The sequence below is a fragment of the Bradyrhizobium sp. SZCCHNR2028 genome, assembly GCF_032380995.1.
Lineage (GTDB): Bacteria > Pseudomonadota > Alphaproteobacteria > Rhizobiales > Xanthobacteraceae > Bradyrhizobium.
Genome location: NZ_JAUHJF010000013.1, coordinates 1 through 16,359, shown reverse-complemented (window position 1 = coordinate 16,359; position 16,359 = coordinate 1). Strand labels below are relative to the sequence as shown.

Here is a 16,359-nt window from a genome sequence, read left to right as displayed (position 1 = left end):
GCCGCATACGAGTTTCATCTCCCTCTTATGGGGAGATGAAATTCTGCGAGGAGATTAAACATTGCTCAATGAGCACATCTCCATCGTGCCGAACGCTTGACCGAGATGACTTCGGGTTGCAATCCTCGAATCGCAGGAGGATTGCACGTGGCAACCACATCCGTACGAGACCGATTGCTGGCGGACCGGCGCGCGCTGCTCGATCTGGGCACGCGCAACCGGCTCGTGCACATCCCGCTCAAGACCAAGACCATCCGCACCATTGACATCATCGGCGCGCGCTCTGCTGCGCTCTTCGAGCTTCTCGGCGAAGGCAAACGCTTCACGTTCCTTCCGACGAAGGCTGAGACTGCGGAGACGGACGGCACCCTGCCCTTGAGCGAGCCGGCGCCGCGATCCGACACGCCGACCACCAAGGGGGACCAGGGAGGTGATGATTCGGAGTCGCAGACGCGGCAGCCCGACACCCGGCTCAAGACCCGGCTGTCATCGGAGGCGCTGCAGAAGCGCCTGCTGGATATCTGGTACGACGCACGAACGCTCGAGGAAGAACAGGGCGTCAATATCCTTTATCTCGCCTTCGGGCTGCTGAAATGGTTCGAGGACGACAAATCCGACGTCGAGCGCTTCGCGCCGCTCGTCCTGCTGCCCGTTCGCCTCGAACGCAGCAGCGCCGCCGATCGGTTTCACCTGGTCTCGCGCGCTGAGCCGCCGTCGCCGAACCTCTCGCTCCAGGCCAAGCTCGACGCCGAGTTCGGACTCAAGATCGAGGATTTTGGCGACGAGGACGACGTCGACATCGCGACCTATCTCGCCGGCGTCGCGGAGACGGTCGCCAACAAGCAGAGGTGGGAGGTCAGGGCGGACGCGATCGTCCTCGGCTTCTTCTCGTTCTCCAAGTTCCTGATGTATCGCGATCTGGACCCTGACAACTGGCCCGCAGATGGCAGCCTTGATCGTCATCCCCTGATCTCAGCGCTGCTTCAGGACGGCTTCGAGGGCGCGGAGCCGATCGTGGCCGACGACGGCAAGATCGATTCCGTCATCCAGCCGGTGGCGATGAACCATGTCGTCGACGCGGATTCATCGCAGGCCGTGGTGATCGAGGAAGTGGTCCGTGGACGCGACCTCGTCGTCAAGGGACCGCCTGGGACCGGCAAATCGCAGACCATCACCAACATCATCGCGTCGGCGGCCGCCGAGGGGAAAACGGTGCTGTTCGTGGCCGAGAAGATGGCGGCGCTCGAGGTCGTGCACCGGCGGCTGAAGCATGTCGGTCTCGGCGCGCTCGCGCTGGAGCTGCACTCCAACAAGGCCAACAAGCGCGTTCTGCTCGAAGAGCTGAAACGCTGCAAATCGGCTGAGGTCCCGGTCCCGCGCGGCGAAGCCACGCTGGTGCAGCGCCTGAGCGACAGCCGTGATGGCCTCAACCGGCATGCGGACATGATGCACCAGCCGCACCAGCCGAGCGAGCTGACGCCATTCAGGCTGCTCGGTCACCTCGTGCGCTGCGGGGACATCTCCGCGCAGCCGCCCTACCCGTTGCAGGGCGCGCCCTCCTGGTCTCCCCTGGATCTGGAGCGGCGGCGTGAGCTGATCGCCGAGCTCGCCGAACGAATCGCGGCCGACGGCGCGCCGCACCTGCATCCCTGGCGCGGCGTCGACCGCGACGCGCTCGATCCAGCCGAAATGACCGAGCTGCGGAGATCGCTGGGCGACATTTCGAACGTTGTCAGCAACGCATCCTCAGGCGCGGCCCGCCTCGGCACGCTGCTCGATCTCCCGCCGCCGGCCACCTTGGCCGATGCCGCGGAGATACTCGCCTTTGCGGAGGCCGCGGCCGCGATGCCGGAGTGCGATCGGACTGCCTTCCGCGAGGCCGTCTGGAGCCAGGCCGGACTCATCACGGACATCGTCGACAAGGGACTGCGCTACGCGAAATTGAGGACGGCCTTCGAGAGCGCCTTCGTCGAGGCCGCCTGGGATGCACCGATCGCCGATTGCCGCAAGGTCATCGCCGAGAGGGGCCGCTCCTGGCTGCGCCTGCTCAGCCCGCGTTATCGCCAACAGGTGGCGCTGCTGGCCTCGTACCTGAAGGTGCCGATGCCGAAAACGCTCGAGCAGCGGCTTCTGCTGATCGACGGCCTGATCGCGGCGCAAGCCGCTCGCCGGTCCTTCGAGGAGGTCGAAGCCGCCGGCAGCACCGCCTTCGGGACCGCGTGGCAGAAGGAACGGTCGGATTGGGATGCGCTTTCCAAATTGGCGACCTGGTGGACTGCATTCCCCAAACCGTTGGCAAGCGATGAAACGCGCCAGCGGCTGACGCAGCTTACGCTGTCGGCCGATGATCGGCGATCGATCGAACAGCTCAACCACAGCCTCGCAAGTCTGATGTCCGGCCTCCGCAGGCTGATCGACTCTCTCCAGTTGGAGCCCGCCCGCATCCCACTCGACGCCGGCGACCAGATCCGGCTGGACGAGCTGTCGCAGACTTTGTCGGAGTGGCAGAACGCGACCGAGCGCCTCACCCGCTGGATCGCGTTCATGGGCCGGGTCCGCCTTGCGCGCGCGCAAGGTCTCGCCGCGCTGGTCGATCGCACGCTCGACGGCTCCTTGCCGGGCGAAGCGCTCGAAGCCGCTTTCGACCGATCCTATTACGATGCCATGCGCAGCGTGATCTTCGCTGACCATCCTGAACTGAAACGTTTCGACGGCGAATCGCACGATCGGCTGGTCGACGGCTTCCGCAAGCTCGACGTCGCGCGGATGCAACTGGCCCGCGATCAGATCGCCCACGAGCATGCCGCGGCGCTGCCGCGCAACGCCGGCGGCATCGGGCCGCTCGGCGTGCTGAACGGCGAACTTGCCAAGAAGCGCAACCATCTGCCGATCCGTCAACTCCTGGAGCGCGCCGGCCCGGTCGTCCAGCAGATCAAGCCGATCTTCCTGATGAGTCCGCTGTCGGTGGCGCAGTTCCTGAAGCCCGGCGCGATCGCCTTCGATCTGCTGGTCGTCGACGAGGCCTCGCAGATCGAGCCGGTCGATGCGCTCGGCGCCGTCGCGCGCTGCCGGCAGATGGTGGTGGTCGGCGACGAGCGGCAACTGCCGCCGACGCGCTTCTTCGCGAAGCTGACAGGCAATGATGACGAGGACAACGACGACGAGGATCAGCCGACATTCCAGGTCAAGGATGCGGAAAGCATTCTCGACCTCTGCCTTGCCAAGGGCCTCTCGCATCGGATGCTGAACTGGCACTATCGCAGCAAGCATCAGTCGCTGATCGCCGTGTCCAACAAGCAGTTCTACGACAACCGGTTGTTCATCGTGCCGAGCCCGTACGACGCCGTCGCGGGAATGGGGTTGAAGTTCAACTACAACCCCGATGCACACTACGAACGTGGAAGCAGCCGGACCAACCCCAGGGAAGCGCGGCTCGTCGCCGAGGCCGTCATGCGCCATGCGCGCGAGACGCCGGACCGAAGCCTTGGCGTCGCGACCTTCTCGGTGGCGCAGCGCCAGGCGATTCAGGATCAGCTCGAAATCTTGCGTAAAGAGAACCCGGAAACGGAGACGTTCTTCGTCCGCGGTGCCAGCGAGCCGTTCTTCGTGAAGAACCTCGAGAACATCCAGGGCGACGAACGCGACGTCATCTTCATCTCCATAGGCTATGGGAGAACGAAGGAAGGCTTCGTCTCGATGAGCTTCGGTCCCCTCAACTCCGACGGAGGCGAGCGCCGGCTGAACGTGCTGATCTCGCGCGCCAAGCTCCGTTGCGAGGTCTTCTCCTCGATCACCGGCGACGACATCGACCTGTCGCGCGCCAAGGGCCGCGGCATCGCGGCGCTGAAGACGTTCCTGACCTTCGCGCAGACGGGGCAGCTCGGCATCGCGCAGGAGACCGGGCGCGATCCCGACTCGGTGTTCGAGGAGCAGGTCGCCGACAGGCTCCGGGCGCTTGGTCACGACGTGAAGACCCAGATCGGCACCGCCGGATTCTTCGTCGATCTCGCTATCGTCGACCCCGACAAGCCCGGCCGCTTCCTGCTGGGGATCGAATGCGACGGCGCCCAGTACCATGCGTCTCGTTCGGCGCGGGACCGCGACCGCCTGCGACAGAACGTGCTGGAAGCGCATGGCTGGGTGCTGCATCGCATCTGGTCGACGGACTGGTTTCTCCGACCCAAGGAGGAAACCGAGAAGGTCCTCCGCGCGATCGACGCTGCGAAGGCGCATTGGCGGGACATCGACCAAGGGACTGCTCGAGCTGAACCCGAGCCTCCGGCAAACCCCGATGTGCCGGCGCCGGAGCAGACCGAGCAGCGCCCTCTGGAGATCCTCGCGCAGGCACCAACGGTGGCCTCCTATGAAGAGGCAAAGCTGCGCGTCCGTCGGGAGATCGAGCCGCACGAGACGCCGCTCGCCGACATGACGCGGCATGTCGTCGAGATCGTCGCCATCGAAGGGCCGGTGCATGAATCGGAAATCATCGTCCGGATCAGATCGGCCTGGGGCCTTGCCCGCGCCGGCAATCGCATCCGCGATGCCGTGCGAACGGCGCTGAAATCGGCAGTCGCGAAGGGACAGATCGCTGGAGGCCCGTTCTACGCCGTGCCGGGCCAGGCGATCGTCGTTCGAAGCCGCGAGGACGTGCAGTCGCAGTCTTTGCGCAAGCCCGAGATGCTGCCGCCGGAGGAGATCAAGGCGGCCATCGTGCAGGTCGTGGAGCAAAACTACGGCGCCGAGGAAGACCAGTTGATCCAGGCGGTCGCCCGGCTGTTCGGTTTCGGTTCGACCAGCGCCCAGTTGCGCGAGGCGTTGCAAGGCAGCCTCAAGGATCTTCTCGCCGCAGGAAACCTGCGCCGCGAGGGAGAGCTGCTGATCAAGCCACAGGAGGTCTCGCCGGCTGCGCAGGACTGACCGGCTGAATTGGTGCTAGGAACTCACAGCCCGAACGCCGCTTGCCAGCCGCCGAAATCGGCGATCCGGCCGCGCCCCTCCCGGCCAATGCATCGGACCAGGATTGCACGGGTCCGTCCCTGCCACTATCCTTGGACGGACACGCGCTGGCCCGCATCCAATAGGAGCGCCCCATGCCGACCGCGACCCTGGCTCCCCTGGACGAGACCATCACGATCGCGGAGCTGACGCGCGATCCCTATCCGATCTACCAGCGCCTGAGACGCGAAGCCCCCGTGTTGCGGGTCAAATCCGTGGGCCGCACGTTCCTCACCAAAGCGGCTGATACCAGATATGTGAAGGACAATGCGGCGCTGTTCTCGTCCAACGATCCGAACACGCCGATGAAGCGCGCCTTCCTCGCGCATACCTTGATGCGCAAGGATCACGACGAGCACCGGGCCGAGCGCATGGCGATGATGCCCGCCTTGATGCCGAAGACGATCGAAGCCGTCTGGGAGCCGCTCTACGCCAAATTCGCCACTGATTATCTCGACCGCCTGCCGCGCGGCGAGGTCGTCGACCTCTTCCCCGCCCTCGCCGGCCCCTTGGCCGCGCGCATTCTCGCTGAAGTGATGGGCATTCCCGACGCGGGCGATGCCGACATGCAGCGCTGGTCGCAGGCCCTGATCGACGGCGCCGGCAATTTCGGCTGGACGCCGGGGCCGTTCGACGCGTCTGATATCGCCAACGCGGAGATGGACCGCTGCATCCGCGCCAACATGGAGCGCGTGCGCGCCGAGCCGGATTCGTCCGCGCTCTCCTTCATGGTGAACGCGAAGACCCCGATCCCGGACAGCCAGATCATCGCCAACATCAAGATCGCAATCGGCGGCGGCATCAACGAGCCGCGCGACGCCCTGCTGACGATCCTCTATGGCCTGCTGACCAACCCGGAGCAGCTTGCCGCCGTGCGCGCTCAGGACAAATGGCGCTCCGCCTTCGAGGAAGGCGTGCGCTGGGTGGCGCCGATCCAGGCGAGCTCACGTCTCGTGATGGAAGACACCGAGATTCGCGGCTGCCTGATCCCGAAGGGCGACACCGTGATGACGATCCAGGCCTCCGCCAACCGCGACGAGGACCTGTTCGACGATGGCGAGACCTACAACGCGCTGCGCGACCCCAATCCCCACCAGGCCTTCGGCAACGGCCCGCATCATTGCGCCGGCGCGCGCCTCTCGCGGCGCACCGTCGGCGCCATCCTGCTGCCGATGCTGTTCGAGCGCTTCCCCGACATGACGCTGCCCGATCCCGCGAGCGTGCGCTGGCACGGTTTCGGCTTCCGCGGCCCGCTCAATCTGCCGGTTCGGCTGCAATAGGACCGGCCCGCGGGGCCTGCGGATGGAGCGGCGTCGCGCGAGGAGACGAGTTCGGGCGATGCTGGACTGATCGGCGACGACGTCACGATCGGCTGACGGTCCGCGATCCGGCCGTGGATCCTGCCCTGGATTCGGCCCTGGATCGGATCGCGGGAGCGGACGGCACGCTTGCTCCGGTCAAGTCGTCGCGTGTCGCCACGGCGGCGTGACGCACCGAAACGGTCATGCCGGGCCGGCCGGCCACGGTCGAGACCTCGGCACCGAGCTGCTTCGCCAGGGCCATGATGATGCCGGTGCCCAGGCCCCCCTTCGGCCGGCCGTTCACCTGCAATTTCCCCGTTCCATTATCCGAGACGGACAGGGTCCAGCCGGCTCCGGAGGACTCGTAGATCACGGTGATCAGCCCATTCGCGGTGTCCTCGGGAAAGGCATGCTTGAGGGAGTTGATGACGAGCTCGGTGACGATCAGCCCGAGACTTTCAGCTTCGCTCGTCGTCGCCTGGCCGTCGCCGCGGGTTTCGATCCTGGTCCGCTGCTGGTCGGCGATCATCGATTGCGAGATCGCCTGGCAGAGCCTCGCGAAATGCGGTCCGAGCGCGATCACGCCGCTGCGCGCGGAGGTGTGGAGACTCTGCTGGATGTTCGCGAACGAGATGACCCGGTCGCGGGCGTCGTCCAGGTGGCGTCGCGCCTCCTCGGAGCCGACGGAGCGTGCCTTCAACGAGATGATGCTGGCGATGATCGCCAGGCTGTTGCCGACCCGGTGCTGAAACTCCTCGAGCAGCATGTCCTTCTGACGCAGCAGCTCCTCGTTCCGGCGCGCCATCGCGCGCTCGCTGGTGACGTCCTCGAGGCCGAGCAGGATGGTCGTATGGGATCCGACCGTGTAGGACACCTGCCGGGCGTTCAGCCGTATCGCCCGGGGTCCGACGGCGGGAAAAACGTGCTCCACCTCGAAATCATGCAGCGCGCCGGTGTTGGAGAAGATCCGGCTCAGCCACGACTTCAGCGCCGGAATATTCCAGGCGCCATCATCCAGCTCATAGAAGAGTTGTCCCAGCACATCCTCGGGCGCCGCGGAGAAGGTGAGATAGAACGAACGGCTGGCCGCAATCACGCGGAGATCGTGGTCGAGGACGAGCAGCGGCTCCCGGACCGTGTCCACAATGGCTTCGGCAAGTGCGCACGCGTCAGACGCGTCGGAAAACTGCTGCTTGAACATGTGGTCCCCTCCCTACGCAACACTTCACCCCGTCCACGAACGCTTCGCGCGTCCCGCCTTCAAGCGGCGAAACGAAACGCAGAGCCCGGCGGCGAGTTATGGGCAGCTGGCGACGCGGACAGAGCCGTCTGTGCAAGACAGACCACCCGCGCGCTGCACACCCGCAGCTAGTTCTGCTGCTCCGCCTGCAGGTTGTCGTTCAGGACGGCTTGCAGCAGCGCCGGATAGACGACGATCTCGCCATCATATTCGATCAGGCCCGCCCTTCTGAACTTGTTCATGAAATGACTGACGCGCGACCGCGTCGTGCCGATCATTTCGGCCAGCGTTTCCTGGCTGATTCTTGGAATGACCGGCAGCGGCGTTTCGTCACGGCCGTAATTGGCCATCGTCAGAAGCAGCCGCGCCAGCCGCTTTTCGCTGCTATGGAAGAGCTGGTCGATCAGGTCCGCTTCGAACCGGTCGATCCTGGCCAGCAGAAACGCGATGAACATCTCCGCAAGCTCAGGGTAGAGGCGAAGCGCTGCGATCATCGTCTTCTTGGCGATGGCGGTGACCACGCAATCCTGCAGGGCGAATGCCGAGCCGGTATGCACCGCCTGCCGCGTCAGACAGCCTTCGCCAAGAAACTGCCCGGCATCGACGATGCCGATGACTGCTTCCTTGCCGACGTCGTTGACGACGGTCAGCTTGATCTTTCCCTGTTGGAGAAAGAACAGGGCGTCGGCCGGATCGCCCTGGGCGAACACGCTTCCCCCCTTGGGAACCTTCAGGACCTTCTGGCCCGGGCAAACCTTGTCGAGAAAGGCCTTCGGATCAAATCTGGCGAGGTTCGAACTCGGCACGGCCCCCATCCCGCTCGATGGACATGTTGATGGACATGCCGAACTTTACGGTGGAAACCTCCTCTCTCTTTGCGCTAGATCAATCTGCTTATCATCCTCCGATTGAGCTCTCGGCGAGGCCGGGGCGCCGCGAGCGCCATCCTGCAATCGATGCGAGACCTTCCATGCGATGTCGCCACTCACATGATGGAGGATGCTCACGGCGGAGCCGCCTCGAACAAGAGACCGACGTGCACCAGACCCCGTGCGTTCGATCATGTCCTCAGCGCGAGCCGGCCGAGCGAATGAGGCCTCACCGCATCCTCGCGGTCGTTCATCCGTGGTGATCGACCACCTGTTTGGGTTGCACGGACCAGGCCGCGGGCGCGTCGTCACGGTCGGCTGCGGCCGCAGCCGCCGTCGCCTGCACCTTGCCGGGCGCGTGATGGGCCGGCGCATAGATCGCATGGACCTGCATCGGCGTCGGGCCGATGTTGGTGATGTTGTGCCAGGTCCCGGCCGGAACGAGCACGCACCAGCCGTTCGACACCGTCTGGTCGAATGTCAGCCTGTCCTTCGCGGGCCCCATCTGCACCCGGCCGCGGCCGGCATCGAGCCGCAGGAACTGATCGGTTTCCGGATGCGCCTCCAGGCCGATGTCGCCGCCGACCGGAATCGACATCAGCGTCACATGCAGACTAGCGCCCGCTCCAGGCGACCGACCGATAATTGGCATTGTCCCGGGTCGCCCGCTCGATGTCGAACGCCTGCGGCTGCGGCCCGATGTCGGTGATCTCATCAGCAAGCACATCCATCACGGATCTCCCAACCGGCGGCATTGCCGACAAACCGTCCCGCCACGGGTCTAGCGATGATCCCGAAGCTGATCGGACACCGCCTCCTTGCCGAAGGCGTGGTCGAGCGCGCGCTCCAGCTTGTGGACCGCGCCACGCACGGCCTGCTCCATGAAGCTGTCCTGATGCGCCGCGACGATCGGCTCGCCGCCGTCACGGTGCACCTCGATCTTGCAGCTCTTGTCGTCGTGACTGGGCTTGTGGCTCACCGCGTCGCTGAGCTGCACGTCGATCCGCCTGACCTGATCCTCATAGCGATGGAGCACCGCATGAAGTAACGCCTTCACGTCCTGCGACAACTGCTCACCGCCCTCGACGTTTCCATCGGCCCTGACATCGATCAACATCCGTGTCTCCATCAGGTGAAGCGTCAAACGTCGCAGGATGGAATTCGCGATCATGATCGGCTCCCCGGCATGGTCGTCATCCAGGCTTCGACGTCGCCGCACGGCACGCGACGCCATGACACGTCGTTCGCGGGCGGCGGCCACGACTGAACGCCCCGTGATACAGCGGGTCTGAAGCGCCGCCTGATCCGCCTCGGGGCCTTTCGGGCGGGGCGAAGCGGCTGTTCAAGCGCGTCTCCCAATGTCTCCCGCGACCAGACTGCCAGAGGCGAACGCGAGCGGCTGATCAATATTGCTCAGTCAACCCCGGAGAATCAGGCGCAACCTGCGGCGACCCAACTTTCGAGTTTGCACCGGAGATGGGATGATGGATTGTCCGATCACATTTCGCTGCCCCCAGACCGGGTCCGAGGTCGATGCCATCCTGCACCAGCCGAAGGACGACTGTCGGTTCGAGACCGTGACCTTCGAGACCGTGAGCTGCCCGGCCTGCACGAGATTTCACTTCATCCACGCCATGACCGGCGCGCTCATTCCTCCGACCCTGTTGGGCCCGGCGAACTGGACGCCGTAGCGGCGGTCTCGAAAGGCGAACGTCCCGTCTCGCACATTCCTGTGCGGGGGCCGTTGTCGCGGCATCAACGAGCCGCGCGACGCGCTGCTGACGATCCTCTACGGCCTGCTCACCAACCCGGAGCAGCTTGCCGCCGTGCGCGAACAGGACAAATGGCGCTCCGCCTTCGAGGAAGGGGTGCGCTGGGTGGCGCCGATCCAGGCGAGCTCACGTCTCGTGATGGAAGACACGGAGATTCGCGGCTGCCTGATCCCGAAGGGCGACACCGTGATGACGATCCAGGCGTCGGCGAACCGGGACGAGGACCTCTTCGCCGACGGCGAGACCTACAACGCCCTGCGCGACCCCAACCCCCACCAGGCCTTCGGCAACGGCCCCCACCACTGCGCCGGCGCCCACCTCTCCCACTGCGCCGGCGCCCACCTCTCCCGCCGCACCGTCGGCGCCATCCTGCTGCCGATGCTGTTCGAGCGGTTTCCCAGGATGGAGCTGGTGGATGCGGCGAGCGTGCGGTGGCATGGGTTTGGGTTTCGGAGGCCGCTGAATTTGGCGGTGAGGTTGCAGTAGGATCGGGGTGAGGGCCCGTTCGACTGCGCGTTTTCTCAGTCCACTTGGTCTGGTCGCGGGTTGATGAGAATCGCGACCTCGCCCCACGACGCACAAAAGTTAGTGCACTATAACTTTCCTTCCGTTTCGGGCTCCGAGAGCTTCGGACAGCGAGCAGTCATCATTTCGGTGACGAATGGGACGTATTCGAAATTCTTGTTAGGCATGGCAGAAACCTCAAGGACCCATCCCATTTCCAACGACTTAGCCAATGCATGCTCGTTGTAGGCGCCGGCATGATTGTGGCTCACCCTCCCCACCCAAACATCTGATTTCAGGGCCTATCGTTAGCAGACCTCGTGACCCATGGTGTATCGAGATCACACGCTTATCAAAACGGCAGGAAGTGTACGGTGCGCTCTGTACCGAATCAGCTGGACGGTGTACCGCTTTCTAAAAATGGTAGATACAATCAAATGTCGCCACTCACCAAGACGGTTTATTTTCCAGATTATCCCAAATCCGCCAGTGGAAGATCGGGCCTCACGGTCCCGTTCCCTGAAGGGTGCAACGGCGCGTTCAACCGTGTGGCGAACCTGAGCAGCTATTCAATAAGGAACCTGACTGGCTACGATAGCTTTGCCAGGCTCGAGATTGACGCGCAAGCAGCCAATACGTCAACCGCTACATTTCTTCGAGAAAAGCTCCTCAACAGCGTCAAACTTGTCAGAGAATTTGACGACAGGGACTATCGAGCTCCTCTCCAAGCAACGTTCCAGGGTGGCAAGGGCAGCCCTTTGCACGATTGGTACCCTTATCTCGAAGGATACTCGCCCGATTTCGTCAACGCCATCATTGACAAGTACGCCCCTGCTGCGGAACGAATCCTCGATCCATTTTGCGGGTCAGGCACTACGGCAATTACATCCGCTCTGAGAGGGATCGCTGCGTACTACTCCGAAGTGAACCCGGTTTGCAGATTCATCATCACTTCTAAGTTCGCGGCCCTCCGTTTGCCTTACGCCGAGCGCGCTCGCATCGCCCGAGAATTGGAGAGCCTCGCGGAAACGATCGAGCGTGGGCTTCGGTCTTCTCTCGAAGATGATCAGCTTCGGACTGCGTTTCGCTGTGCTTTTGGTGATAGCGAATTCTTTGACGCAAAGTCCTTCAGCAACGTGCTTCGTCTTAGGACCATTGCGGATCAGCTTGCGATAGAAGATGCAGCGCTCGCCCAATTCTTCGTCGTCGCTGTTCTCCGAAGTCTAGTGCAAGGCTCACTGCTGGTGCGTCGCGGCGACCTTAGGTTCAAGACAGCTACCGAGCTAAAGCGGAATCCACCCCGCTTGCTTCACGAGGTCTGCGCTAGCTTGCGCTTGGTTGCGAGCGATTTGCACGATGCTCCTCATTGTGAAAGAGCGGCCGACCTTGTTTGTAATGACGCGCGCGCTTTGGCGATGCATATCAGGGAGCCCGTCGACGCAATTGTCACAAGCCCGCCCTACCTGAACGGCACCAATTACTTCCGCAATACCAAGATCGAGCTTTGGTTTCTAAGGCAACTTGCGAGCAAAGAGGGTCTAAGAGCCCTTCGTGACGCTGCTATCACGTCAGGTATCAATGATGTAACCGGCAAAAAGGCGAACGGCAGCTTCAATGTTGCGCCTTCCGCTACTCTTGTGAAGGTCTTAGCTGCGTTCTCGGGTAATGTCTACGATCCAAGAATACCGCTAATGGTTCGCTCCTACTTTGGCGAAATGCTTGGCGTCCTTAAGAACTTTCACGATGTTCTTCGTCCCAACGGGATTGCTGCAATCGATTTGGGGGATTCGTGTTATGGCTCAGTCTGGGTGCCTACAGACCAGATACTGTCGGAACTCATGACCGCTTGCGGGTTTGTGCAAGTTGATCGGATCGTATTGCGAGAGCGTCAATCGCGGGACGGTCGGAAACTCGGGCAAACGCTTCAAATATTCAAAAAGAAAGAACACTTGCCTACCGATAGAAAGGTAGTCCGATCCAATACTGTTAATTCTCCAGCATTGAAGGGATGGAAGCAGTTCAGGAGCAACCTCTTGCACCAACAAGGTGCTATGGCGTCCAGGAATTGGGGCGATCCGCTACACTCGCTTTGCTCGTACCAAGGCAAGCTAAAGCCCTCGATTGCCCATCGGCTTGTGGAGGCTCTTATACCTACCGGTACGGGAGCAAGGATTTTGGATCCTTTTGCGGGGGTTGGCACAATCCCGTTTGAAGCTCAGCTCAAGGGGCACACCGGATTAGCCTTCGATATCAGTCCGGCGGCCATTGCGATTTGTAGGGCAAAGATCGAGCCGATCATTCCTTCTAAGGTGTCAAGCATTCTGAGGAAGCTAGCAGTCAGCCTTGACCACGCCGACGCAACTGACGTTAACCGCGAGCAATTGGACAAGATTCGCTTCAACGGTCCCCTATCAGAATACTTTCATCCTAAAACACTCGCTCAGATTGTTGCAGCACGTTCGTTCTTCAAAGAGCACGCTCCCAACGACGGCTCAACGGCGCTCGTCTTCGCTGCAATGCTACACATTCTCCACGGCAACCGTCCCTACGCGCTTAGTAGGCGTTCGCATCCGATCACTCCCTTCGCGCCGACGGGTCCAAGAGAGTATCGGCCGGTTATGGAGCGCCTGCGCACCAAGGTCGAGAAAAGCCTTCTAAGCATCGCACAGGAGCGATCACGTTCGGGTAGGGCTTACTTTCAAGACGCGACACAGCCATGGCCGTCGGATGTTGCTAACCTGGATGCCATCATTACGTCTCCTCCTTTTTTTGACAGCACCCGCTTTCATACAGCAAATTGGATGCGTCTTTGGTTTGCAGGATGGGAGGCGGCGGACTTTAAAGAGAAGCCGACGTTGTTTGTGGACGAGAGACAAAAGCAAACCTTCGACGTCTATCGTGCGGTATTTCAGCAGAGCTGTGAACGCTTGAAACCGGGCGGTTTTTTCCTCATTCACCTCGGTAAGAGCAGGAAGTGTGACATGGCAGCCGCATTAGAGAACGTTGCGGCATCCTATCTTGAGCACGTCGATCTATTCACGGAGAGTGTTGAACACTGTGAAAGCCACGGCCTAAGAGATAAGGGTACCGTAACGCATCACCAGTATCTTCTCTTGCGCCGCCCCTAAGCCGACATCCAAAAGGACGCTAGATTCGCCAACCACTACTTCTTGGTGCATCCTTACCCTGTGCGGAACCGATTCGGGTATCCTTTGCATTGGGGGAAGGACATGTCCTTCGCGACTCTGAAGGCCGGTTTGATTAAGCGGCTTGATGAAGGGGATCGGGGTGATCGTGGATGGTTTCTTATCACTCGGGTTCATCTGAGCGCATCACGGCTTCAGTCAATAGCCTCTTATCTGTATGACGCGGGAGCTGCTGACCCGCTTACGCTCACGAGCGCCCACTACGACGCTTTGGGCGAACTTCTCGACATAGAGAACGAGAATCCAAGGCAGACTATCAATCGCCACTACTTTTTGGCGATGCAAACGCCGCTGCAGCTTATTGAGAGGACGGTCCCGTCAAGTTGGAATGAAATCGTGTTGACGTCGGCTGGAATACAGCTCGCGACCAGTAGCAACTCTGTTGCGGTCTTTGAACAGGTGTTGAAGCAGATTAGGTTCTGCCGGGAGCCGTGGTTTTCAGCGGATCGCGCTGGGGAATATTCGGAGTTCGATATTCACCCCTATGAGGCAATATTGTCTGTAATGGAACAGAGTGAGGGATATGTAGACCTCGATGAATTTGATCTGTTTGTTTCCCGTATAAGGGCGGCCGGTGAAGTGAACCAGGTAATCGCCAACATTAGGGAATTTAGAGGTCTCAACGAAAATCAGAAGGCTGAGCTGAGAAAGGAGGTCGAAGACCGCGTGCCCGCGGGGAAGGGCAATGATCCACGAAAGCCGTACAACAACTGGCGGGACATGGCTCGCCACACGTTTTCGCTGTTTTCTCTGGGTCAGAGCGCATACCGCGACGGCAACGAGCTGTTGTTAGCTGAAACACTTGCGGCTTCTGCCGCTGCCGCACCTGCAACTGCTCCAGCGGCTGAGGCGAAGGCGGGGGCAGCATCCACGACACAGCAGCCCCCCTCGTCCGCGACGCCAGCAAAGGCAGCCGCGAAGGCGACGCGGTCCAAAACCCTCCTTCGCATCCCTGAGGTCGAAGCGCCACCAGAACTTCTCACGCCGCCCCACGCAAATCAGGCTAACTCTGGTACAGACGCGGAGCTTCTTGTCGGAAAGATCCTAGCGGCAGACGGTTGGCAGGTCGTCTACTACAATCAACGACGGGGATATGGCTTTGATCTTTGGGCAAAGAAGGGCAGCTCCGCACTTGTGATCGAGGTCAAGAGCTTCCTTGATGCTGCCTCAACTGTCACAATTACGCAGCTGGAACACGAGGCGGCAACTCATCATAAGGACAATTTCCTGCTTGTTATCGTGGAGAATGCCGACAAAGATACGCCCCTGATTTACGTCGTTCAGAACCCGATTGCGGCGGTCAAGTTCACAGCACGAAATACATCGCAGTTTACAGCGCCTCGTTCTGATTGGGAGCCTAAGGCTTCAAAATCACTGCCGAGTGCCTAGGCCCGTACCTCATAGGCAGCTACGCAAAACGGAAACCCAGCCATTCCGGGATGTGCGTTGTAGCGCGTGTACGTCATGGCTTGGGTAACTTCGATGACGCGATTATGGGGTTGCCTTGCACTGCCGGCCGCTTCAGCCCGCGCGAGGCTTGCCGAAAAAAATCCGGATCCATCTGCTAGCGACCGTCCAGCTGGTCCCGCTCGCGGATGCGGGGCGTTCGCCCGCGCAAGCTCCGAGCACTTGTCGTCACACTTCGTCACGGGCTTCAGTTTGTGGGGCCAGGCTTGGACCGCGCTTATGGTTCAATCCCTCCGGTCTCCGCATCTTCCATGCCTGGATCCAGTCATGTAGAGCTTGCGCGCGATGCCGAGATCGCGAGCGACCGGCAGAACACCTTCGCCCCGCTCGGCCCGTTTGATTGCCTTCAACTTGTAAGCCGTCGGAAACTGACGGATCCTTCCTCGTATTGCCACAGGTCATCCTCGAATGCCTGTCACGGAAATTATCCGTGGCTCACTTGAGGGGGGCAGTCCAGGGCACTTATCTAACGGTGCACTTACGTACTACACGGGATGCTAAGCGCCGTTCATCCCGTGTCTCCTGTACGCTCGATATGCATCCGCCCCCCAAACTGCCCGTCGTGCCAGTTTGTCGCGTTCCGTCGGGCAACTCCGGCCTTGTGTCGTCGGGCAAATCAGATCGATCCTCCCCGCCGTCCCGCGCTCACTGGAGGGGCGTTTCGCGATCGTCACGGACCGTGGAGCGTGGGATGCGGTGGCCGCTTTGGGCTCGCAGTGCGCGTTTCGCGTGCGGACGAACGAGCCCGAGGCGGACGGTCAAGCCGTGTGGTCCCGACACCCCGACGCTGGTGTCTTGGTCGGCGACATCCCGATGACGGGGGCAAGCAAGCCCGGTCCCCTGGGAGAGCACGGAGCAGCCGTTCAACCCATCGCGCAGGGAAGGCCGGTTGTTCGGCCAATCCTGTGGTGACTGCCGCCTGCTTTTCTTTCTGCAGGCGGGCCATGGGTGGTGTGCCGAGTATGAACGACAGCTTGGAGGTGGAAGTCCTCTATCCAGCCTGAT

Annotated in this window: 9 protein-coding genes and 1 pseudogene; 6 read left to right on the top strand and 4 right to left on the bottom strand. The window is 61.7% G+C overall.

What is annotated here, in order from left to right:
- Window positions 1–96 precede the first annotated feature (96 nt).
- Both QX121_RS20215 and QX121_RS20210 read left to right on the top strand, forming a co-directional pair.
- Window positions 97–4,917 (top strand): DUF3320 domain-containing protein, encoded by a 4,821-nt coding sequence (locus QX121_RS20215; protein WP_315812864.1) that lies wholly within the window; start codon window positions 97–99, stop codon window positions 4,915–4,917.
- A gap of 173 nt (window positions 4,918–5,090) precedes the next feature.
- On the top strand, window positions 5,091–6,275 hold the full coding sequence (locus QX121_RS20210) for a cytochrome P450 (RefSeq protein WP_315812863.1): 1,185 nt from the start codon (window positions 5,091–5,093) through the stop codon (window positions 6,273–6,275).
- A gap of 82 nt (window positions 6,276–6,357) precedes the next feature.
- Here QX121_RS20210 and QX121_RS20205 read toward each other — a convergent pair whose 3' ends face one another.
- The 4 genes from QX121_RS20205 to QX121_RS20190 form a co-directional block, all read right to left on the bottom strand.
- Complete coding sequence (locus tag QX121_RS20205) at window positions 6,358–7,497, bottom strand: sensor histidine kinase (protein ID WP_315812862.1); 1,140 nt, start codon at window positions 7,495–7,497, stop codon at window positions 6,358–6,360.
- Between the two features lie 167 nt (window positions 7,498–7,664).
- Entirely contained in the window at window positions 7,665–8,351 is a 687-nt protein-coding gene (locus tag QX121_RS20200; protein ID WP_315795744.1) for a Crp/Fnr family transcriptional regulator, read from the bottom strand.
- Between the two features lie 304 nt (window positions 8,352–8,655).
- Complete coding sequence (locus tag QX121_RS20195) at window positions 8,656–9,003, bottom strand: cupin domain-containing protein (RefSeq protein ID WP_315812861.1); 348 nt, start codon at window positions 9,001–9,003, stop codon at window positions 8,656–8,658.
- Between the two features lie 183 nt (window positions 9,004–9,186).
- Window positions 9,187–9,666 (bottom strand): HPF/RaiA family ribosome-associated protein, encoded by a 480-nt coding sequence (locus QX121_RS20190; protein WP_315812860.1) that lies wholly within the window; start codon window positions 9,664–9,666, stop codon window positions 9,187–9,189.
- A gap of 220 nt (window positions 9,667–9,886) precedes the next feature.
- On the opposite strand from QX121_RS20190, the gene QX121_RS20185 reads away from it, so the two are divergent.
- The 4 genes and pseudogenes from QX121_RS20185 to QX121_RS20170 all read left to right on the top strand — a co-directional run bounded on the left by QX121_RS20185 (window position 9,887) and on the right by QX121_RS20170 (window position 15,276).
- Window positions 9,887–10,096 carry a hypothetical protein gene (locus QX121_RS20185; protein WP_315756027.1) on the top strand — a complete coding sequence of 70 codons (210 nt, stop codon included), beginning with the start codon at window positions 9,887–9,889 and terminating at the stop codon, window positions 10,094–10,096.
- A 60-nt stretch (window positions 10,097–10,156) separates the two neighbouring features.
- Window positions 10,157–10,663: pseudogene (locus tag QX121_RS20180) on the top strand (cytochrome P450); the annotation flags it as partial.
- 455 nt (window positions 10,664–11,118) lie between these two features.
- Window positions 11,119–13,809 carry a DNA methyltransferase gene (locus QX121_RS20175; protein ID WP_315812859.1) on the top strand — a complete coding sequence of 897 codons (2,691 nt, stop codon included), beginning with the start codon at window positions 11,119–11,121 and terminating at the stop codon, window positions 13,807–13,809.
- Between the two features lie 102 nt (window positions 13,810–13,911).
- Window positions 13,912–15,276: a protein NO VEIN domain-containing protein gene (locus QX121_RS20170; RefSeq protein ID WP_315812858.1), complete on the top strand. Its 1,365-nt coding sequence runs from the start codon at window positions 13,912–13,914 to the stop codon at window positions 15,274–15,276.
- Window positions 15,277–16,359 lie beyond the last annotated feature (1,083 nt).

Coding starts and splice junctions, on each gene's coding strand:
- QX121_RS20200 (WP_315795744.1), bottom strand. CDS start 8,351: ATGGGGGCCGTGCCGAGTTCGAACCTCGCCAGATTTGATCCGAAGGCC.
- QX121_RS20195 (WP_315812861.1), bottom strand. CDS start 9,003: ATGTCGATTCCGGTCGGCGGCGACATCGGCCTGGAGGCGCATCCGGAA.
- QX121_RS20185 (WP_315756027.1), top strand. CDS start 9,887: ATGATGGATTGTCCGATCACATTTCGCTGCCCCCAGACCGGGTCCGAG.
- QX121_RS20175 (WP_315812859.1), top strand. CDS start 11,119: ATGTCGCCACTCACCAAGACGGTTTATTTTCCAGATTATCCCAAATCC.
- QX121_RS20205 (WP_315812862.1), bottom strand. CDS start 7,497: ATGTTCAAGCAGCAGTTTTCCGACGCGTCTGACGCGTGCGCACTTGCC.
- QX121_RS20210 (WP_315812863.1), top strand. CDS start 5,091: ATGCCGACCGCGACCCTGGCTCCCCTGGACGAGACCATCACGATCGCG.
- QX121_RS20170 (WP_315812858.1), top strand. CDS start 13,912: ATGTCCTTCGCGACTCTGAAGGCCGGTTTGATTAAGCGGCTTGATGAA.